The organism is Aeromonas sp. 600948, from assembly GCF_049174875.1.
Taxonomy (GTDB): Bacteria; Pseudomonadota; Gammaproteobacteria; order Enterobacterales; family Aeromonadaceae; genus Aeromonas; species Aeromonas veronii_A.
Genome location: NZ_JAAKTY010000033.1, coordinates 1 through 18,636 on the forward strand (window position 1 = coordinate 1; position 18,636 = coordinate 18,636).

Sequence of the window (18,636 nt, forward strand, 5' to 3'; positions counted from 1 at the left end):
GGGTGGAGCAGCTCGGTAGCTCGTCGGGCTCATAACCCGAAGGTCGTCGGTTCAAATCCGGCCCCCGCAACCAACTTCCTGATAGTTTTCTTCTTTTCCCCCTCATTACATTGAATATATCTCCATCGGGTATGCAACCGATGGCGATTAATGCTGTTTCCTGCGCTTTTTCAAGACCATAACTGGTCGTCTCGACCATTTGTTAGGTATCATCAGATATCTCTTCATGGATGAGGCACGCGCCTGTGATCACTCCTTTTACCTATCTTCCTCCTGCTATTGAAAGCCGGGATGCCACGCTGACCGAGACCCTTTCACAGGGCTTGCCATTGCAACTGCTGCTGATCGCCGAAGAGCAAAAGGAGGCATTGCTGTCGCTACCGGCCCTGTCGGGGATCAACACCCAGTTGGCGCTTGGGCAAAAAGCACCTTTCACCCTGATGCATGGTTCCACCCTGTTGCTGGTCATATTGGTGACCGGCAATGTGACGCGGGATCACCGTCTTTATAAGCAGGTCAGAGGTTGGATAGCCCCGCTCTCCGGGCTCAAGGTAGAGCGGCTCGGGCTGCATCTGGAGGGGTTCTCCCCCTCAGAGCGGGTGATGCTGGCTGAATTGATGCTGTCGGCTCTGTTGGCCGCCAATCTACCGTTGCCGACCAGCAAAAGCCGTAGCGAAAGTGGCTGGAACTATCAGCATGTGTCGGTCTCACCTGCTGTAGTGCTGGATCTCGCTCGTATCTACAGCGAAGCAGGGGGCAATGGGCTGGCTCGTCATTTGGCGGTGTTACCCGCCTCGGAGCTGACTGCGGCCAGCTATCGCGAGTTCGTCAGCCAGCTGGCTCAGGATGAAGGTTGGCAGTGCCATCACTACGATCAGGCGCAGCTGGCCGAGCTGGGAGCGGGGGCTTTTTTGGCGGTAGCCCGCGGTTCGGAAGATAATCAGGGGGCCATGGTCAAGCTCAGCTACTACCCGTCCAAGCCGGTACGCCGCATTGCGTTGGTGGGCAAGGGGATCTGCCATGACTCAGGTGGCTATAACCTCAAGGTTTCCGGCAGCATGTATGGCATGCATCTCGATATGGGGGGCAGTGCGGTGGCGTTGGGTACCCTTTATGCCATCAGTCGGGCTCAGCTGCCCTATGAGGTTCACTGCTGGTTGGCGATTGCCGAGAATCATATCGGTCCCCAGGCTTATCGTCCGGGTGAAGTGGTGACAGCGATGAATGGTCTCACCATCGAAGTGGTGGATACCGATGCGGAGGGACGAATGGTGCTGGCCGATACTCTGACGATGGCGGCGCAGGATACCCCGGATCTGCTGATCGATTATGCGACTCTGACCGGCGCTTGCAAGCGGGCACTGGGCAGTCGCTATAGCGGCGTCTTTACCAATCGCCACGAATGGCTGGCATCGCTGGTCAAGCTGGGTCAGCACAGCGGTGAACGAGTCTGGCCCTTTCCGCTCGATGAGGATTACGATGAAAATATCGAGAGCGAGTGGGCCGATCTGTTGCAGTGTGCACCAGGCAGTTCGCCGGATCACATTGATGCGGCTCGTTTCCTCGCCTACTTCGTGCCCGAGCAGACCCCCTGGCTGCACTTCGACCTGAGCGGTTTTCGCAACAAGGGGGGCAATGGGGTGGTCTCCAGCGAAGTGACCGGCTTTGGTGTGCGGCTCACGCTGGATCTGCTGGCTGGTCCACTCGGTCGAGTGGGGCACTCAGCTTCCGAATAATCTGACTGATAAAAGGATTTCTGTGAAACAACCAAGCTATGACTGGGTGCTGTTCGATCTGGATGAAACCCTGCTCGATTTCCCGGTCGCCGAGGCACTGGTGCAAACTCTGCAGATCTATGGTGTGGAGGCCGATGACGCCAGCATGGCGCAGTACCATGCTATCAACCATGAGCTCTGGCAGCAGTACAACGATGGCGAGATCGATGCGACAGTGCTGCAGCAGACCCGCTTCTCCCTCTTTGCCCAGCAAGTTGCCGCCGACCCCATGGCGATGAACAATACCTTTCTGGAGCAGATCATTGCCCTTAGCATGCCCCTCGAAGGGGTGGTCGAGACCCTGCAGCAATTGCGCAGCAAGGTGCGGATGGGGATCATCACCAATGGTTTCAGCGTCCCCCAACGTGGCAGACTTGGAAAACTGGGCTGGAGCGAGTGGTTCGAGCCCCTGGTGATCTCTGACGAGATCCGGGTGACCAAGCCGGCGCCGGCTATTTTCCAGTACACCCTCTCCCTGATGGGGAAGCCGGATCCGGCCAGAGTGCTAATGGTGGGGGACAATCCGAAAACTGATATTGCCGGGGCTGCGTCACAGGGATTGGCCACCTGCTGGTATAACCCGAGGCGGCACTCGGGGGAATGCGATGCGACCCACGAGATCCACCACTTCGCCCACCTTGCCGACATTGTGCTGGGACGCTGACAGGCAGGAGTAATCCATCACGTTATCGGTGACCAAAACGTCCTGGCAAGTTGCAACCAGGGCTGTTTGAGACAGGATTGGGTTTGCTTGAGACTGCAAGGGGAGCAGATACTCCCCTTACTTATGAGTGTTTTCCTGTGAATGCAGGGATTTGAACTGGTAGCGATCGAGGATCTGCTGATAGTCGGGACTCTGTTTCAATTTATCGATAGCCTGATTGATCCGCTGCAGTTGCGCTTCTGTGGTGCTCTCTTTGCTCAGCATCAGGTGAACCGGTGTCTGTTCGATATGCAGCAGAATATACAGCTTGTCCTGCACGCCATCCTTACCCTGCCACTCCTGCAGTCCGTGGGGGTCCAGAATAAAACCCTGGATCCGACCCCCTTGCAACATCTTCAGCAACTGATCCAGCCGCAGGCGCATCTGCAAACGGGGCTGCAGCTCGGGCCTTGCCATCAACTGGCGGAAGGTATTGCCGTAATCAAAGCCCTTGAGCACCCCGATATGGAAGTCAGGGGTGTTGATCAACTGCTCCAGGGTGTTGATCCCGCGCCAGCGATCGGCATCTTGCCGACGGATGACGATGGCCGTCTCCTCTTCCCGATAGGGGTGGCTGAAGCGGGCATATTGCTGCCGCTCGGCGGTGATATTGGCTGACATGGCCAGTTGAACCGTGCCGAATTTCAGCTCGTGCAGCACGCGAGCCCAGGGCATTTCACTGAATTTGGCCTGATAACCGGCCCGCAGGAAGATGGCGTTGAGCAGCTCCACATCCAGTCCGCGGAGCTGTTGCTGTTCATTGCGATAACTGAAGGGCTGCCAGTCGACCCAGCCTACGACCAATGACTCTTGTGCCGTAGCCTGGCAACACAAACACCATAACAACAAGAGTCTGTACACAACGCATACCCTCGAACAGGCTGATACGGTGAGTATTGGACAGGAACGACGGAGTAACCAGTGCTGAGGGTTGAGCGGATGCACAGATGTGCATCCCTCACAGTTCGTGGGCGTGGAATCCCTTGCGATAGCGGGCTTCGCAGCGCGGGCAGCGTTGCAGGGTCGGATCCTGTTCCAGCTGTTCGATGGAAAGCGGCTCTTCACAATCGGAGCAGAGGCCATAGAGGCCGAGATCCATCTGGCAGAGTGCCGCATCGATCCGCTTGAGGCGGGCCACGCTCTGCTCAACCTTCGGCAGATCCAGCCGGCTGGTCAGTTCCACCAGTTGATCCTGCTCGCAGTGACCGACCTGTTCGGCCCACTCGTCACGGCGGCAGGCTTTGAGCTGACCGATCAGCGTTTCTCGTACTTGGGCCCAGTCTGACAGCAGGCGATTACGCCAGACAGTCAACTGTGCTTGCGTCATTTCACACACATTATCCCCCACAGGACAGACGACAGATTTGGGGCAGTATAGGGATCCGATAACTCTATCAAGATGATATGCGTCAAGTTAAACGTGGTTAGCCGTGGCTTTTGGCTGCTTGCAGCAGGGCATCGCGGATCGGATCCGTCTCTTTGAGCACCCGGATCTCCTGAAACAGCTGGTCCGCTTCGGGATATTCCCGCTTGAGATAGCTGAACCACTGTTTGATGCGGCTGGGGTAGTAGTCGGCTTTTTCGCTGGCCAGATCCTGCTCGGTATAGCTCACCATCAACTGCAGCACCTCGGCCCAACTCATGTGCGGGCAGCCGGTTTTCATCACGTTGGCCAGATTGGGCAGGGAGATGGCGCCGCGCCCGACCATCAGGGCATCACAACCCGAGGCCTTGGCGCAGGCGAGGGCATCTTTGTGATCCCAAATTTCGCCGTTGGCGGTGACGGGGATGGGCAGGGCGCGGCGAATGGCGTCCACATACTCCCAGTGGGCGGGGGCCTTGTACCCTTCGCGCTTGGTGCGCGCATGAACGGCCAGCTCGTTGGCGCCCCCCTGGAAGACCGCCTGAGCGTTCTCCAGATAGAGATCCTTGTCATCGTAACCGAGGCGAATTTTGGCGCTCACCGGCAGATGGGCGGGCACCGCCTCGCGCACCGCCTTGACGATGCGGTAGATGGTCTCGGGCTCTTTGAGCAGCACAGCGCCACCCTTGCTCTTGTTGACCGTTGGGGCTGGACAGCCGAAGTTGAGATCGACGCCGGGGGAGCCCAGCTCGATGGCGCGCACGGCGTTCTCGGCCAGCCACTCGGGGTGTTGCCCCAGCAGTTGTACCCGCACCGGGGTACCTGCGCGGGTTTTGCCATCTTGCAGCAGTTCAGGGCAGAGGCGGTAGAACACCTTGGCGGGCAGCAGCTGATCAACGACCCGGATAAATTCGCTTACGCAGAGATCGTAATCGTTGACGGAGGTCAGTACCTCCCGCATCAGGTGATCCAGTACCCCCTGCATGGGGGCCAAAATAACGCGCATAACGGCTTTCCGACGAGAGTGGGGAGAAAAAGAGCGCAGATTGTAGTGGGGTTGCGGCCCGCTGTCAGCACCCGCTCAAACTCTGTTAGGCTAGAGGGAGATAAATCACGTAAGGAGAAGGAATGAAGCGTTGGTGTCTGATGGCGCTCGGGTGGCTGGCATTTGCCACTGGTATTGTGGGCATTGTGCTGCCGCTCTTGCCGACTACCCCCTTCATGTTGCTGGCTGCCACCCTGTTTGCCCGCTCGTCGCCCCGTTTTCATCGCTGGCTGTTGACCCATCCCTGGTTTGGCCCGCCCATCGTGGATTGGCAACAGTATCGCGGCATTCGTCGTCAGGCCAGACGGCGCGCCATTATCTTCATTTTGCTCACCTTTTCGGTGTCGCTGGCGGTGGTGCCACTGCTGTGGGTCAAGGGGTTGCTGGTTATCATAATGGTGATCCTGCTCACCTGGTTAATGCGTCTGCCGGTGCTGGAGCCAGTTGCAATGGTGAAGTGAAGTCCCTAAGCTATTGCAGCAATAATGCTATGGAGTCGGCCTGTCATTTTTGCGTGACAGGCTTTTTTATTTCCCGCAGAAGGGAATTGAGAAAAATGGCCACCCCTGGGTCAAAAAAATAAGCGGTCAACACATGAATCCGGAAACCCTGAAATTTATCGAAGCAAGCATCAAGACCATTCCCGACTATCCGAAGCCGGGCATTCTGTTTCGTGACATCACCAGCCTGATCGAGAATGCCGAGGCCTTCAAGGCCACCATCGATCTGCTGGCCAATCATTATCGTGATCAAGGGATCACCAAGATTGTTGGCACCGAAGCTCGCGGCTTCATCTTTGGCGCGCCGGTTGCCTATGCCATGGGGCTGGGCTTCGTACCGGTCCGCAAGCCGGGCAAGCTGCCGCGCGAAGTGATCGAGGAGTCCTATGCCCTCGAGTACGGCACTGACACCCTGCAACTGCACACCGATGCCATCGTGCCTGGTGACAAGGTGCTGGTCGTGGACGATCTGCTGGCGACCGGTGGTACCGTTGATGCGACCGTCAAGCTGATCCGCCGTGCCGGTGGTGAAGTTGCCGATGCGGCCTTCATCATCTCCCTGCCGTCTCTGGGTGGCGATGCCCGCCTGACTGCTGCTGGCATCAAGGTAGTCTCACTGGTCGAGCTGGCCGGCGAGTAATGCCTCTTCGGCCCGATCCTCTGCATCGGGCCTGCATTGAACCGGTGCCCGTGCGGGCATCGGTTTGAAAATCAAGCGATCCCTCCCGCTCTCACCGATAGCCGATACAGCCAGCCCGCCATTTGTGTTAGCATCCGGCATCAATGCCCTGTCTTCCCTGCATGATGGATTTATGAGCTATCAGGTTCTGGCGCGTAAATGGCGCCCCCATACGTTTGAACAAGTGGTAGGCCAGCAACATGTGCTGACCGCCTTGACCAACGCCCTGGATCAGGGACGGCTGCATCACGCCTATCTGCTGAGCGGTACCCGTGGGGTCGGCAAGACCACCATCGCCCGTATTCTGGCCAAGAGCCTCAACTGCGAGCAGGGGATCAGCAGCCACCCGTGCGGCGTCTGCGATACCTGCCGCGAGATCGATCAGGGCAACTTTGTCGACTTGCTGGAGATTGACGCGGCGTCCCGCACCAAGGTGGAAGATACCCGCGAGCTGCTCGACAACGTGCAGTACCGCCCGGCCCGAGGCCGCTTCAAGGTCTACCTCATCGATGAAGTGCACATGTTGTCGCGTCACAGCTTTAACGCGCTGCTGAAAACCCTGGAAGAGCCCCCCCCCTATGTGAAGTTTCTGCTGGCCACCACGGATCCGCAGAAGCTGCCCATCACCATTCTCTCGCGCTGTCTGCAGTTTCATCTGAAGAGTCTGGATCAGACCCAGATCGCCAAGCAGCTCGAATGGGTGCTGGATCAAGAGGGGCAGCCCTTCGAGCCACGCGCCCTGCTGGCCCTGGCCAAAGCCGCCGACGGCAGTATGCGCGATGCCCTGAGCTTGACCGATCAGGCGCTGGCCCACGGCAATGGCAGCGTGCGCCTCGAGAGTGTGCTGGCGATGCTGGGCACGCTCGATCACCGCCATCTGCACCAGCTGCTGGAAGCCATTTTGCGGCAAGATGCCCCCGCGACTATGGCCAAGATCACCGAGATCGCCACCCTGGGCCCCGATTTTGATCAGCTCCACGCCGAGTTGGAAGGTTTGCTCCATCGCATCGCCATGGCACAGCTGCTGCCTGCCAGTGTGCAGGAGCAGGGGGCGGATGCCGATGCCCTGCTGCAACTGGCCAAGGCGATGAGCCCGGAAGAGGTGCAGCTCTGCTACCAGATCGTGCTAGGTGGCCGTAAAGATCTGCCCTGGGCCCCCGATGGCCGCACCGCGCTGGAGATGACTTGCCTGCGGATGCTTGCCTTTTCGCCAAGGCGCGATGCCCTGCATCCGGCCAGCCTCACCGCGCTGCCCCCGTCAATGACGAGCAGTGCGGCGAGCAGCGCTACTTCGATTGCCTCTTTGCCGGGAAAGCGCCCGGCCGCTGAATCGGCCGCAGTGGCACCGATCAGCGGCGCCGTGCCTGCACCGCTAGCCAGCCCTGTTGCCAGCACGCCTGTTGCTACCAGTGCAGTGCCCGCGGTTGATGTCTCCTTGCCTGCGATGACGGATGATATCGGCAACCCCGCCGACAGCGAGGAGGAGGCGCAAGCCGCCGAGCTGTTCAGCCAGCAGGATGAGTTGCTGCGCGAGGCTGCGGGCATGGGGTATCAACCCGAGCCCGCGTTGCCCCATGCGCAGCCTGATGTGCCAGCGCACTCAGCCGAACAACCCGCCGATGCTGATGATCGAGCGCCTTACGCAGCCGATACGGACTATTCCCGTGGCGAGTCGCCGACTGCCAGCATCCAGCCCGCACTAGAGCCGACAACCGCGCCGGTTAGCGCACCTGAAGCTGTTTCAGCGGTATCGAGCATGCAGAGCCTGCTTGGCAAGCGAAACATGCTGCGCAGCCGCCAGCGTGGTCAGGATGCCCCGGCAGCGCCCGCACCGCGCGCAGTGCCGGTTGCGCCAGCTCGTCCTGTCGCGCCCGCTGTTGCTCCAGTCGTCACCCAGCAACCTGCTCCGGTCAGCCAACCGGCCGGGCAGGGGATGGCGACGATGGGTCACTATGATGATCTGCTGCCAGTGGATCTCTATGGCGACAGTTACGAGCCGCAGGGTGACAACGGGGAATACGAGGAGTACCTCAATCAGGGCTTTGCCGAGCAGACTCCGGTGATGAGCCACGCCCCTGTCACGGCACCGGCCCAGCCAACCGATCTGCCACCTTGGGATCTCGACGGGCAGCCGAGCTATCGACCCGGTGAGCGCAGCGCTGCGGCGCCAGCGGTGACGCCCACCCCAGCGACCCAGCCGCCCGTTGCCAGCACGGCGGTGGCTGCTGCCCCTGTGACGCAGGATGAACCCTCTCAGCCAGTGATGGAGACCATCGACTGGGATGAGCTAGAGAGCGACAGCGAGCCGCAAGAGGGGGAGGCGACACGTCTGATTCCCTCCTCGCTGCTCAATGGTTGCGGCGACCCTTGGGCCGAGTTGATCGCTCACACTCAGGTGGGAGGGCGGCTGCGCCAGCTGGCCATCAACTCGGTGATGACGCGGGAAGGGGACAAGGTACTGCTAACCCTCAAGCCCGAGCAGCGCCATCTGGTGAGCGACAAGGCGCGCGCCGATCTGGCCGAGATCATCGGGCCAGTGCTGGGTCAACCGGTGCAGGTCGAGGTAACGCTCGGTGTGGTGCCTGACCAGGAGACCCCCCTCGAGATCGAGCACCGCCTTTATCTCGGGGTGCGCGAGCAGGTGACCCGGGATCTGGAGCAGGATCCCAACGTGCAGTTTTTAGTTCAGCGGTTTGGTGCCGTGCTCCATCACGAGAGTATCGAGCCCCTCAACCGCTAAATTCCGTGGCCGGGAGCTCGCTTCCGGTTGAAAAGCAGTTTGGCTGTCCCCATCTAGGACAGACAAGCCCACAGCCCGGCGCTGGATGCCGGATTTCAAGACGAGAGACGACATATGTTTGGTAAAGGTGGAATGGGGAACCTGATGAAACAGGCCCAACAGATGCAAGAGCGTATGCAGAAAGCGCAGGAGCAGCTGGCTCAGATGGAAGTGACCGGTGAAGCCGGTGCTGGCATGGTCAAGGTCACCATGACCGGTAGCCACAGCGTCCGTCGCATCGAGATCGACCCCTCCCTGATGGAAGATGACAAGGAGCTGCTGGAAGATCTGGTTGCCGCCGCTTGCAACGATGCCGTGCGTCGTGTGGAAGAGCAGAACAAGGCCAAGATGGGCGAGCTGACTGGTGGCATGCAACTGCCGCCAGGCTTCAAGATGCCCTTCTAAGGCGACTCTCCCCGCGCATTCTTGCTCCCTTGTCGCTGGCCATTCGGGTTACGGCAAGGGGGACGGCCGAGAGACCCAAAGACGCAGCGTTATTGCTCAGGCGATACGCTGCGTTTTTTTATGGGCGCCATGCTGGCGCGGGCGGGCTCTAACTCTCCCTTCTGCGGAGAGGTTGCTACAGAGCAGGCCGATTGCGCCATGAAACGCAGCGCCTTGTATAGGCGGCACTATTTGTCGATACCCGCTATCGGATATCCCGGTTTGGCGTGGCCGGGCGGGAGCGGCATAATGGCGGCTTGCCGTATCGAGGAGATTGTATGAAATATATCGGAGCCCACGTCAGTGCGGCCGGCGGGGTGGAGAATACCATCGCCCGTGCCCAGGCCATCGGGGCCAACGCGTTTGCCCTCTTTACCAAGAATCAACGTCAGTGGCAGGCGGCCCCCTTGTCGGATGCCACCATCCGTGCCTTCAAGGCGGCTTGTGACAAGGCCGGTTTTCTGCCGGAGCAGATCCTGCCCCACGACAGCTATCTCATCAATCTGGGCCACCCGGATCCCGATGGTCTGGCCAAATCCCGCGATGCGTTTCTCGACGAGATGAAGCGCTGCGAGCAGCTGGGGCTCTGTTATCTGAACTTCCACCCCGGTAGCCATCTCAAGCAGATCCCTGAGGCGGCCAGCCTCAAGTTGGTGAGCGAGTCCATCAACTGGGCGCTGGAGCGAAGTGAAGGGGTGACGGCGGTGATCGAGAATACCGCCGGGCAGGGGACCAACCTCGGCTGGTCGTTCGAGCACCTTGCCACCATCATCGAGGGGGTGGAGGACAAGAGCCGGGTCGGGATCTGTTTCGATACCTGCCACGCCTTTGCCGCCGGCTACGATCTGCGCACCGCCGAGAGCTGCGCTGCCGTCTTTGCCGAGTTCGACCGCACGGTGGGTTTTCATTATCTCAAGGGGATGCATATCAACGGCGCCAAGTGCACCTTCGGTAGCCGGGTCGATCGCCACCACAGCTTGCGGGAGGGCAATCTGGGGGAGGCGGTATTCCACCACATCATGAACGATGATCGCTTCGATCGCATTCCGCTGATCCTCGAGACCATAGACGAGTCTATCTGGGGCGAGGAGATCAGCTGGTTGCGCAGTCTGGCGAAATGATACTCAGAAGAGAATCAAAGAGAGGGAGCCGTGGCTCCCTCTCTGCTTTTTCCGTTATTGGCGAGCGGGCCTGCCAGCGGCGCTCCGAGCGGGCGTTACTCTGCGCGGCTCACTTCGGCATTGTTCACTTGAGCCCGGCAGAAGTGGATAAAGTGGCGCAGGGAGGTGGAGTGGTACTTCTGCTTGTGCCAGATAAGGGAGAGCTGGCGCGGGAAGCGGCGGGAGAGGGGCAGGGCGATCAGCCGCCCATCTGCCAGGCGATCCGAGGCTGCCAGCCGGGAGATAAAGGAGATACCAAGCCCCTTCTCCACCGCCAGCATCACCGCCTCCAAGGTGTTGAGTTCAAGCCCTGGTTGCCAGCGGGGCAGCTCGGGCTGGATCTGCTGGATAAACTGCTCGCGACTGCCCGATTGTGCTTCACGCAATACCCAGGTCTCGCCCCCCAGTCGGGAGAGGGAGAGCTCCTTCTTGTTGGCAAGCGGGTGACCGGGTGGGGCCACCACCAGCATCTCGTCCTGCAGCCAGGGTTCGGCGAGCAGGTCGGGGTGGTGGTTCTCCCCCTCGATCAGTGCCATATCCAGCTCGAAGTTGGCCAGCGCATGGCATAGCAGGTGAGTGTTGTTGATGGTCACCTTGGGGGGGAGCCCCAGCTCCTGTTTGCTGCTGGCGAGCAGGGTGGGGAGCAGGTAGTTGCCGATGGTCTGGCTGGCACCAAGGCGCAGCTGGCCGCTCGGTTCGGCATCGGGACTGAACAGGTTCTCGATATCCTGCATCCGGGTCAGCAGCTCTTCGGCGGCCGGTTGCAGCAGGCGCCCTTCGTTATTGAGCTGCAATCTGGGGTGAATGCGGTCAAACAAAGGGGTGGAGAGCTGGCGCTCCAGCTCCTGCAGCGACTGGGAGACGGCCCCCTTGCTCAGGCAGAGCTCGTTGGCGGCAAGGCCAAGGTTTCCATAGCGGGCAATGGTGGCGAACACTTTCAGCTGCTGAAGGGTCAGTTTCATCGTGTTTGGTTTTCCTGAATGATTGATTTAATTCATTTAGATATCGTAAACGATAAGGGGGCATTATCCTATCGCCATAGTCATCAATAGAAAGGTGTCATCATGATCGCAAGAACCCGTAAATCACTGGCTGCCGCCCCAACCCCCATGGCGGGTCTGGCGCTGGGCATCGCCAGCCTTGGTTGGTGTTGGGAAAATGCCGGTCACTTCGATGGCCGGATGCAACTGCTGGGCGCTGCCATTGCGGCCGTGCTGCTGGTGATCCTGACCTTCAAGTTTCTGCTTCACCCCCGCCTGCTGTTGCAGGACCTCGCTCACCCCGTGGTGGGCAGTGTGGTACCGACCTATGCTATGGGCACCATGGTGGTCTCCAAAGCGCTGGGTATGATTGCGCCGCAAGCGGGCGAGGCCCTCTGGCTGTTTGCCGTGGCGGTTCACCTGCTGTTCCTGGCCACTTTTATCTGGCATCGCGCCAAAGAGTTTGAAATCCACCACATGGTGCCGAGCTGGTTCGTGCCGCCGGTGGGGATCATCGTGGCTGACGTCGCCTTCCCGGGTGGTCAGTTTGCCCCGCTGGCCAACGGTCTACTCTGGTTCGGGATCATCTGCTATGGCCTGATGCTGCCGCTGATGCTCTATCGCCTGATCTTCAGCCATGAAGTGCCGGATGCCGCCAAACCGACCATCGCCATTCTGGCGGCTCCTGCCAGCCTCTCTTTGGCCGGTTACCTGACCGTCAGCCAGGAGCCGTCACTGCTGCTGGTGGCCGTGCTGTTGGGGATTGCCATCCTGATGACCGGCATCATCTATCTGGCCTTCATCAAACTGCTGCGTCTGCCCTTTTCGCCGGGTTATGCCGCCTTCACCTTCCCGCTGGTGATCGGTGCCACCGCCCTGTTCAAAGTGGCTCATTTGGTTGAAGAGTTTGCGCAAGGGAGTCACTACGTCGAGCAGATCAGACTGCTGGCCCACTTCGAGTTGGGGGTGGCTACCGTCATCGTCGGGTATGTGGCACTGCGTTACCTGATGTTTTTTCTGCCGCAGCGTAATACCGAAATGAATAACGGCATGGCCCGCCAGGGTGCTCACCGATAAATCTTGAAGAAGATGTGACATCGGGAAATGGATAAGCAGTGCGCTCCGAGAGCGACGGGATAAACGACCAGTCATGCGATGGATGGACAAAGAGCCTCCACCCTGGTTGTGTAACGAGCAAAATGCCCCGCGGTGCGGGGCATTTTTTTATGGTTTTTTGATGTGGCGCCCGTGGCGGGCTATTTGCCATGGATTTAACTGGTATTACCTGTCAGGACGACTACAATGCAGCACCACTTTTTCGCTCGACCCCAATACATGTCGTCCCAAGATCCCGTATTTGACTCCTCTTTTGAAGCCCGTTTTCTGCATCCCCGCTACTGGTTCAGCTGGCTGGCGCTCGGTGTGCTGATGTTGCTCGCCTTTGTGCCGGTGCGATTGCGCGACCGTTTGGCCGAAGCCTTGGCACCGCTGGTGTTTCGTATCTCGAAAAAACAGATTTATATCGCCAGAACCAATCTGGAGATCTGCTTCCCGGACAAGAGCCCGGAAGAGCGGGATGCCATTGCACTGACCTCGATCCGGGTCGGCCTCAAGAGTCTGTTGGGATTTGGCGAGTTCACCATGCGCAGTCAGCGTTATCTGATGAGCCGGATGCAGGTGATCGGTTGGGAGCATATCGAGGCGGAGCGGGCTGCCGGTCGTCCGGTGATCCTGGTGGTGCCCCATACCTGGCCGGTGGATGCCGCCGGTTACTGCTTCACCCAGCGCGGGGTGCCCATGTGCACCATGATGAAACGGGCACGCAATCCGGTGTTTGACTGGCACCTCAACCGTGCACGGGCCAAAAACGGTTGCCGCGTTTACGAGCGCAGCGCCGGGATCAAGGCGGTGATCAGAACCATCAAGAGTGGTCGCAGCTTCTTCTACCTGCCGGATCAGGATCACGGTCGCGAGAAGAGCATCTTTGCTCCCTTCTTCGGCCACCCCAAGGCGACCCTGCCAGCCTTGCCCCGTCTGGTTCAGGTCAGCGGCGCCAAGGCGGTGCCGCTGCTCGCCTGCTATGACGAAGCGAACCACTGTTACCGGCTTGAGATAGATGCCCCGTTTGACAACTATCCCACCGAGGATGTGATGGCCGATACCTGTCGGATGAACGATATGGTGCAACAGCAGCTGACGCGCCATCCGGGCCAGTACATGTGGTTCCTCAAGATCTTCGATACCCGTGAAGATCAGGAGGGGCCGGATGGCCTCTACGAGGCGGGGATCCAGCGGATCCGCAAGGGATTGTCGCCCCACGGCTGACCCTGAATTAAGATTGATTGAAATGGCCCCAGGTGGGCCATTTTTTATGATAACTACTCTGATCTGTGCCTTGCAGGTCGATAGCAAGCCTCCTCAGGGTAGAAAAAAATGTCAGGATAATTACAATAACCGCTTGTTTTTGATGACTTGATGGTCGCCATGTCTGCGTTAGATCCGGTATTTGATACCTCATTTCATAGCCGCCTGCTGCATCCCAAATGGTGGGGCAGCTGGTTCGCACTGGGCCTGCTCTCCCTGCTGGCATTTACTCCTGCGAGGTTGCGGGATCGCTTTGCCGATCTGGTCTCACCGACCCTGCTGCGTTTTTCGAAAAAGCAGGCCTATATTGCCGATACCAACCTCAAGATCTGCTTTCCAACGCTGGATGCCGCCGCACGTCAGGCGCTGCTGCTCAAATCGATCCGGGTCGGGCTCAAGACCTTTATGGGCTTTGGCGAGCTCAGTTGGCGCAGCAAGGCGCGCCTGACCCGCCGCGTCAAGGTGAGCGGCTGGGAGCATGTGCAAGCGGAGCAAGCTGCGGGCCGTCCGGTGATCCTGGTGGTGCCTCATACCTGGGCGGTCGACATGATTGGCCGCTACTTCTCCATGATGGGCATCAAGATGTGCACCATGATGAAGAGCCCGAAAGATCAGGTGTTCGACTGGTACATCAACCGCGAGCGGGCCAAAGGAGGCAAGGTGTACGAGCGCAGCGCCGGCATCAAACCGGCGATCAAGTCGATCCGCGCTGGTGCCAGTTTTTTTTACCTGCCAGATCAGGATCACGGCCGCGAGGCGAGCGTGTTTGTTCCCTTCTTTGGCCGCCCCAAGGCAACCCTGCCAGCCTTGCCCAAGCTGGTGAAGCTGACCGGTGCCAGAGCGGTGCCCATCTTCGCCAGCTATGACGAGGATGAGGGTTGCTATCTGCTGGAGATCGAGCCGCCGTTTGACCCTTATCCCACCGCCGATCTGCTGGCAGACGTCAATGCCATGAACCGGGTGGTAGAGATGCAGGTGGCGCGCCATCCCGAGCAGTACATGTGGTTTCTCAAGATCTTCGAAACCCTGGAGCATCAGGAGGGGGATGACGGCCTCTATGAAGCGGGGATCCAGCGCATTCGTCAGGGTTTGCCGCCCGAACCTTGAAAATTGGCCCGCTTGCGGGCCATTTTTGTTGGTACAGGAGCCTTTCGTATTTGGTCTGCTGCTGGTGGTTTTTAAGGCGAACAGGTGGACAAAAACAGCGCAAACAGGGGATAACAGGGTGTCTTATGAAAGGGAGAGGCAGGTGAGCGTGCGCGGAGCTATCTTCGAGAGCGGAAATAGGGTAAAAGGGCGGCCATGAAAATTCCAAATCGAATCCAACCTCTGGTTGATGACGGCCTGGTCGATGAGGTCGTCAGCCGGTTGATGAGCGGCAAAGAGGCCGACGTCTATGTGGTGCGCTGCGGCGACGAGATCCGCTGCGCCAAAGTCTATAAAGAGGCGTCCAAGCGCAGCTTCAAGCAGGCCGTGGTCTATCAGGAGGGGCGCAAGGTGCGTAACAGCCGCAGCGCTCGCGCCATGGAGAAGGGCTCCAAGTACGGCCGCAAACAGCATGAAGAGGTGTGGCAGAACACCGAGGTCGACGCCCTGTTCAAGTTGGCGGCGGCCGGTGTGCGGGTGCCGCAGCCCTATGTCTGCCTCGATGGCGTCCTCTTGATGGAACTTATCACCGATGAGGATGGCAATGTCGCGCCGCGCCTCAACGATGTGGCGCTTACCCCCGAGCAGGCGGTCATCGACCATGCCAAGGTGATCCGTTACGTGGTGCGGATGCTTTGCGCCGGTCTTATCCACGGCGATCTCTCCGAGTTCAACGTGCTGGTGGATGAACAGGGCCCGGTCATCATCGACCTGCCCCAGGTGGTGGATGCCGCCGCCAACAACCAGGCCAAGGCGATGCTGGAGCGGGACGTCAACAACATGCGCAACTACTACGGTATGTATGCCCCCGAGCTGCTCAAGACCCGTTATGCCCTGGAGATGTGGGCGCTGTTTGAAGATGGCAAACTCACCCCCGATAGCGAGCTGACCGGTCACTTTGAAGAGAGCCGCGCCGCCATCGATCTCGATTCGGTGCTGCAGGAGATTGAGAGCGCCGAGGAGGAGGCCTATGCCCGTCAGGCCCGGATGAAGGCGGAGCAGGAAGACAGCTACTAACGGTCTTGCCACGTTCGCAAAAAGAGCGCCTTCGGGGCGCTCTTTTTATTACTGCTGCGGCTATGGTCGGTTGGGGCTGGGGGCTAGCTGATACATCTCCAGCCAGTTGCGATCCCCCGGGTGGAAGCGCCGCCCCAGCAACACGCCCCCGGCGGCCGTAATGACCTTGCGGGAAGCCAGATTGTCTTGGTAACAGCTGATCAGCACCGGCGCTGCCAGCACCTGTTGTTGCACCCAGCGCAGCAGCACGGTCGCGGCCCCTTCGTCACGGCGACAGGGGCGGGTTTCGTAACCGATATGACCCAGCCACTGGCGGGTTGCCTCATTGTCACCGTGACGCAGTCGCAGGGTGGCGGTGATCTCCTCGCCATCGAGGGCAAAATAGGTGGTAGTCGGCAGGTATCCACTGGGCAAGTTGCGCCCTTCTGCGTGATCCAGCAGGCTCTGTAGCCAGCTGTCCGGGTCAAATTGTGCCACCTGATAGAGCGGCTGTCCGTCTTTGGCGCATTCGGTGACATAGCGCCAGTAAGCTGGGGCATCTGCCAGTCTGGCCGGTCGGCACTGCAGAGCGAGCACTGCGCTCATGACCGGAGCGCGCAGGGCTGCAGCGGTTGCGGCTCGTTGTGGTGGAGCTCCTGTACGCAGGCCCGTTGCCTTCCAGCCTGTTTGGCGGCGTAAAGGGCCTGATCCGCTCGCAGGTAGGCCGCTTCAAATCCCTCGTCAGGGTGCAGCGAGGTGAGGCCGATGCTGAGGCTGATGGGGCCACCGGCCAGCGACCGAGTGGCGTCTGCGACCCGCTGCTGCAGGGTCTGGCAGCAGGCCGGCAGCGTTTGCGAAGTCTCCATCACCAGCAGCGCCAGCTCGTCGCCGCCAAGGCGCCCGGCTAGCCCCGCCGTCGGCAGGCTCTCCCGGATCACCCGTCCCACCGCCCGCAGCATGGCGTCGCCAGCGGGATGACCGTGGCGGTCATTGATCTGCTTGAAGTTGTCCAGATCGATCAGCAGCAGCTGGCCGGGGCTAGCCATCTTGCGGGCACGCAGGGCCACCTGGTGTTCGAAATAGTGTCGGCTGTCCAGTCCGGTCAGGGCATCCAGGTTGGCGCGCCGCTCCAGCTCGCGCTGGGTGGCGAGCAGCGCCTGCTGCTGACGGGTGTGCACCAGGCTCAGTAAAATGAAGCTGCGTGCAATGGTAAAGAGCAGGCTGAGCAGGATCACCGGGCCGAGCAGGGGATCGGTGAGGCTAGAGGCGGCCGACTCCGGCCACCACTGATGCTTGGCCATCCTGATCAGTTGCAGGGCCAGTTGCAGCGCAAGCAGCAAGATGGCAAAGCGCAGCACCCGGTAGGCGGGGGCCAACCGCTGATAGCGCCAGAGCTGCCACAGCAGCAGGCACATTTGCAGCGAGATGGCCCCGGATAGCACCACGATCCGGCTGTGTATGTCATCCTGCGGTAGCTGTGTGGCGGTGACAGCGAATAGCAGGAAGCCGGCGAGGGCAAGGAGCGGGCAGAGCCAGCCGAAACGGTCGGCCTCGCGCCGGAAGAAGTGGCGCAGCCCCCGCTCATAGAGTAGCGGGGTGGCGATGATCAGCAGATTGGTAAGCAGGATATTGGCAAGGGAGATCTCTCCCGTAAGGGGTCGCAGCAGCAGGCAGCCAAAGGCGGCGGCGATGGCCAGTTCGCTGGCCGACCAGTAGAGCAGGGAGCGCAGCGGTCGCTGGGTATGCCACAGGTAGGCGAAAATGGCCGCGACCCCGATGTGCGACAGGCTGACGAACAGCACCAGACTCAGCAACTGGGCCGAGGAAAACAGACTCTGCATCAAGGGTTTGGGCTCTTCCTGCCGGGAACGGCGCAGCGACCTCAGGGCCGGGTGACTGGGCCGGATCACAGCATGAATTGCGCCGTTGAGCAATGGTTCAAGTGATCCGGGCACGATCGCGGCAACAACCGCCACAAGAGGGCTGCTGACTCGATTAATCAGGGGCGGGGCATGACGCCGGAGCGTTTATGCTTCCCACACTCTTGGGTCAGTCAATAATGATCGGCAGCCGCATGACGTTGGCCTCCCGACCGAGGTGGGCCAGCAGGCGGCGCACATCGTCGAGGCGGATGATCAGGGTAGCGGTATTGACTAGCGGATGACACTGCACCTGTTCGGCCTGCCAGATGGCTTCGTCTACCACCAGCTCTACCGCTTTTCCCCTATCGCGCACCATGGCGAGCAGGGTCACCGAGCCCGGGGTGAGGCCGAGCACCGCATCGAGTCGCTCGGGTGAGCCAAAGCTCAGCCGCTTGACGCCGAGCATGACCGCCAGCTCCTTGAGATCGACCCGGCGCTCCTCCGGACTCACCACCAGAAACAGCCGCTCGCTTTTCGGATCGCGCAAAAAGAGGTTCTTGGTCTTGGCTGCGGGCAGGTCGGGCAGCAACTTGCTCGCCTCCTCACAGGTAAACACTGGGGGATGGTCAAAGTGCTGGTAGGGGATAGCCAGCTGATCCAGCAGGGAATAGATTGCCACAGAAACTCCTTTTGTCGGCGAAGAGTGGTCAGAACGGGATGAGCGGGAATAACGACCGGATCGAGCTTACCAGTTTGACCCCCGCCTCGCAGCCAGCGTGACGATTGCGAGCAGGCACTGTATGAACGTACAATAGTCCCATTCTCGGACAGCCCCTTTAC

The 18,636-nt window shown here is 59.9% G+C and carries 19 protein-coding genes; 11 read left to right on the top strand and 8 right to left on the bottom strand.

Features of this window, described 5'->3' with window-relative positions; translation table 11 throughout:
- On the bottom strand, positions 1–199 hold a 199-nt coding region (locus G5182_RS19335), incomplete at its 3' end, for a hypothetical protein (RefSeq protein ID WP_421207280.1).
- 46 nt (positions 200–245) lie between these two features.
- Here G5182_RS19335 and G5182_RS19340 point away from each other — a divergent pair.
- A complete protein-coding gene (locus G5182_RS19340) occupies positions 246–1,736 on the top strand; it encodes a M17 family metallopeptidase (protein WP_421254645.1) in 1,491 nt (496 codons plus the stop codon).
- 22 nt (positions 1,737–1,758) lie between these two features.
- Entirely contained in the window at positions 1,759–2,439 is a 681-nt protein-coding gene (gene yjjG, locus G5182_RS19345) for a pyrimidine 5'-nucleotidase (protein ID WP_421252648.1), read from the top strand.
- Positions 2,440–2,556: 117 nt separating this feature from the next.
- Here yjjG and G5182_RS19350 read toward each other — a convergent pair whose 3' ends face one another.
- From G5182_RS19350 to dusC, 3 genes are all read right to left on the bottom strand, one after another.
- Positions 2,557–3,282 (bottom strand): substrate-binding periplasmic protein, encoded by a 726-nt coding sequence (locus tag G5182_RS19350; RefSeq protein WP_421173197.1) that lies wholly within the window; start codon positions 3,280–3,282, stop codon positions 2,557–2,559.
- 154 nt (positions 3,283–3,436) lie between these two features.
- Positions 3,437–3,805, bottom strand: coding sequence for a TraR/DksA family transcriptional regulator (locus tag G5182_RS19355; RefSeq protein ID WP_019445807.1), 369 nt, complete (start codon positions 3,803–3,805; stop codon positions 3,437–3,439).
- 97 nt (positions 3,806–3,902) lie between these two features.
- Positions 3,903–4,847: a tRNA dihydrouridine(16) synthase DusC gene (gene dusC / locus G5182_RS19360; protein ID WP_421173196.1), complete on the bottom strand. Its 945-nt coding sequence runs from the start codon at positions 4,845–4,847 to the stop codon at positions 3,903–3,905.
- A gap of 122 nt (positions 4,848–4,969) precedes the next feature.
- On the opposite strand from dusC, the gene G5182_RS19365 reads away from it, so the two are divergent.
- The 5 genes from G5182_RS19365 (at position 4,970) to nfo (ending at position 10,409) form a co-directional block, all read left to right on the top strand.
- Entirely contained in the window at positions 4,970–5,347 is a 378-nt protein-coding gene (locus G5182_RS19365; RefSeq protein ID WP_421173195.1) for a YbaN family protein, read from the top strand.
- 133 nt (positions 5,348–5,480) lie between these two features.
- Positions 5,481–6,026, top strand: coding sequence for an adenine phosphoribosyltransferase (gene apt, locus G5182_RS19370; protein ID WP_005352403.1), 546 nt, complete (start codon positions 5,481–5,483; stop codon positions 6,024–6,026).
- Positions 6,027–6,198: 172 nt separating this feature from the next.
- Positions 6,199–8,805, top strand: a complete 2,607-nt coding sequence (gene dnaX / locus G5182_RS19375) for a DNA polymerase III subunit gamma/tau (protein WP_421173194.1) — start codon at positions 6,199–6,201, stop codon at positions 8,803–8,805.
- Between the two features lie 114 nt (positions 8,806–8,919).
- Positions 8,920–9,249, top strand: a complete 330-nt coding sequence (locus G5182_RS19380) for a YbaB/EbfC family nucleoid-associated protein (RefSeq protein ID WP_005333445.1) — start codon at positions 8,920–8,922, stop codon at positions 9,247–9,249.
- Positions 9,250–9,566: 317 nt separating this feature from the next.
- Positions 9,567–10,409 (top strand): deoxyribonuclease IV, encoded by an 843-nt coding sequence (nfo, locus tag G5182_RS19385; RefSeq protein ID WP_005333444.1) that lies wholly within the window; start codon positions 9,567–9,569, stop codon positions 10,407–10,409.
- A 95-nt stretch (positions 10,410–10,504) separates the two neighbouring features.
- Here nfo and G5182_RS19390 read toward each other — a convergent pair whose 3' ends face one another.
- Positions 10,505–11,410 carry a LysR substrate-binding domain-containing protein gene (locus G5182_RS19390; RefSeq protein WP_019445811.1) on the bottom strand — a complete coding sequence of 302 codons (906 nt, stop codon included), beginning with the start codon at positions 11,408–11,410 and terminating at the stop codon, positions 10,505–10,507.
- Positions 11,411–11,512: 102 nt separating this feature from the next.
- On the opposite strand from G5182_RS19390, the gene G5182_RS19395 reads away from it, so the two are divergent.
- The 4 genes from G5182_RS19395 to G5182_RS19410 all read left to right on the top strand — a co-directional run bounded on the left by G5182_RS19395 (position 11,513) and on the right by G5182_RS19410 (position 15,955).
- Entirely contained in the window at positions 11,513–12,505 is a 993-nt protein-coding gene (locus G5182_RS19395) for a TDT family transporter (RefSeq protein WP_181497276.1), read from the top strand.
- A gap of 258 nt (positions 12,506–12,763) precedes the next feature.
- A complete protein-coding gene (gene lpxM / locus G5182_RS19400) occupies positions 12,764–13,753 on the top strand; it encodes a lauroyl-Kdo(2)-lipid IV(A) myristoyltransferase (RefSeq protein ID WP_216953494.1) in 990 nt (329 codons plus the stop codon).
- Between the two features lie 150 nt (positions 13,754–13,903).
- Complete coding sequence (locus G5182_RS19405) at positions 13,904–14,899, top strand: lauroyl-Kdo(2)-lipid IV(A) myristoyltransferase (protein WP_421231663.1); 996 nt, start codon at positions 13,904–13,906, stop codon at positions 14,897–14,899.
- A gap of 195 nt (positions 14,900–15,094) precedes the next feature.
- Complete coding sequence (locus tag G5182_RS19410) at positions 15,095–15,955, top strand: PA4780 family RIO1-like protein kinase (protein ID WP_227342745.1); 861 nt, start codon at positions 15,095–15,097, stop codon at positions 15,953–15,955.
- Positions 15,956–16,015: 60 nt separating this feature from the next.
- Here the strand turns inward: G5182_RS19410 and G5182_RS19415 are convergent, their stop codons facing one another.
- The 3 genes from G5182_RS19415 to G5182_RS19425 all read right to left on the bottom strand — a co-directional run bounded on the left by G5182_RS19415 (position 16,016) and on the right by G5182_RS19425 (position 18,475).
- Positions 16,016–16,540: a GNAT family N-acetyltransferase gene (locus G5182_RS19415; RefSeq protein WP_421173192.1), complete on the bottom strand. Its 525-nt coding sequence runs from the start codon at positions 16,538–16,540 to the stop codon at positions 16,016–16,018.
- Positions 16,537–17,775: a GGDEF domain-containing protein gene (locus G5182_RS19420; RefSeq protein ID WP_421254646.1), complete on the bottom strand. Its 1,239-nt coding sequence runs from the start codon at positions 17,773–17,775 to the stop codon at positions 16,537–16,539. Before G5182_RS19420 ends, G5182_RS19415 begins: the two co-directional genes overlap by 4 nt.
- Positions 17,776–17,983: 208 nt before the next feature.
- The gene (locus tag G5182_RS19425; protein ID WP_421254647.1) at positions 17,984–18,475 is read right to left on the bottom strand and encodes a prolyl-tRNA synthetase associated domain-containing protein; all 492 of its coding nucleotides are present in this window, start codon (positions 18,473–18,475) and stop codon (positions 17,984–17,986) included.
- Positions 18,476–18,636 lie beyond the last annotated feature (161 nt).

What these genes read in the sequence shown, in the direction of transcription:
- G5182_RS19355 (WP_019445807.1), bottom strand. Translation starts at nt 3,805, where the DNA reads ATGACGCAAGCACAGTTGACTGTCTGGCGTAATCGCCTGCTGTCAGAC.
- dusC (WP_421173196.1), bottom strand. Translation starts at nt 4,847, where the DNA reads ATGCGCGTTATTTTGGCCCCCATGCAGGGGGTACTGGATCACCTGATG.
- G5182_RS19365 (WP_421173195.1), top strand. Translation starts at nt 4,970, where the DNA reads ATGAAGCGTTGGTGTCTGATGGCGCTCGGGTGGCTGGCATTTGCCACT.
- apt (WP_005352403.1), top strand. Translation starts at nt 5,481, where the DNA reads ATGAATCCGGAAACCCTGAAATTTATCGAAGCAAGCATCAAGACCATT.
- dnaX (WP_421173194.1), top strand. Translation starts at nt 6,199, where the DNA reads ATGAGCTATCAGGTTCTGGCGCGTAAATGGCGCCCCCATACGTTTGAA.
- G5182_RS19380 (WP_005333445.1), top strand. Translation starts at nt 8,920, where the DNA reads ATGTTTGGTAAAGGTGGAATGGGGAACCTGATGAAACAGGCCCAACAG.
- nfo (WP_005333444.1), top strand. Translation starts at nt 9,567, where the DNA reads ATGAAATATATCGGAGCCCACGTCAGTGCGGCCGGCGGGGTGGAGAAT.
- G5182_RS19390 (WP_019445811.1), bottom strand. Translation starts at nt 11,410, where the DNA reads ATGAAACTGACCCTTCAGCAGCTGAAAGTGTTCGCCACCATTGCCCGC.
- G5182_RS19395 (WP_181497276.1), top strand. Translation starts at nt 11,513, where the DNA reads ATGATCGCAAGAACCCGTAAATCACTGGCTGCCGCCCCAACCCCCATG.
- lpxM (WP_216953494.1), top strand. Translation starts at nt 12,764, where the DNA reads ATGTCGTCCCAAGATCCCGTATTTGACTCCTCTTTTGAAGCCCGTTTT.
- G5182_RS19405 (WP_421231663.1), top strand. Translation starts at nt 13,904, where the DNA reads ATGGTCGCCATGTCTGCGTTAGATCCGGTATTTGATACCTCATTTCAT.
- G5182_RS19410 (WP_227342745.1), top strand. Translation starts at nt 15,095, where the DNA reads ATGAAAATTCCAAATCGAATCCAACCTCTGGTTGATGACGGCCTGGTC.
- G5182_RS19415 (WP_421173192.1), bottom strand. Translation starts at nt 16,540, where the DNA reads ATGAGCGCAGTGCTCGCTCTGCAGTGCCGACCGGCCAGACTGGCAGAT.
- G5182_RS19420 (WP_421254646.1), bottom strand. Translation starts at nt 17,775, where the DNA reads ATGCAGAGTCTGTTTTCCTCGGCCCAGTTGCTGAGTCTGGTGCTGTTC.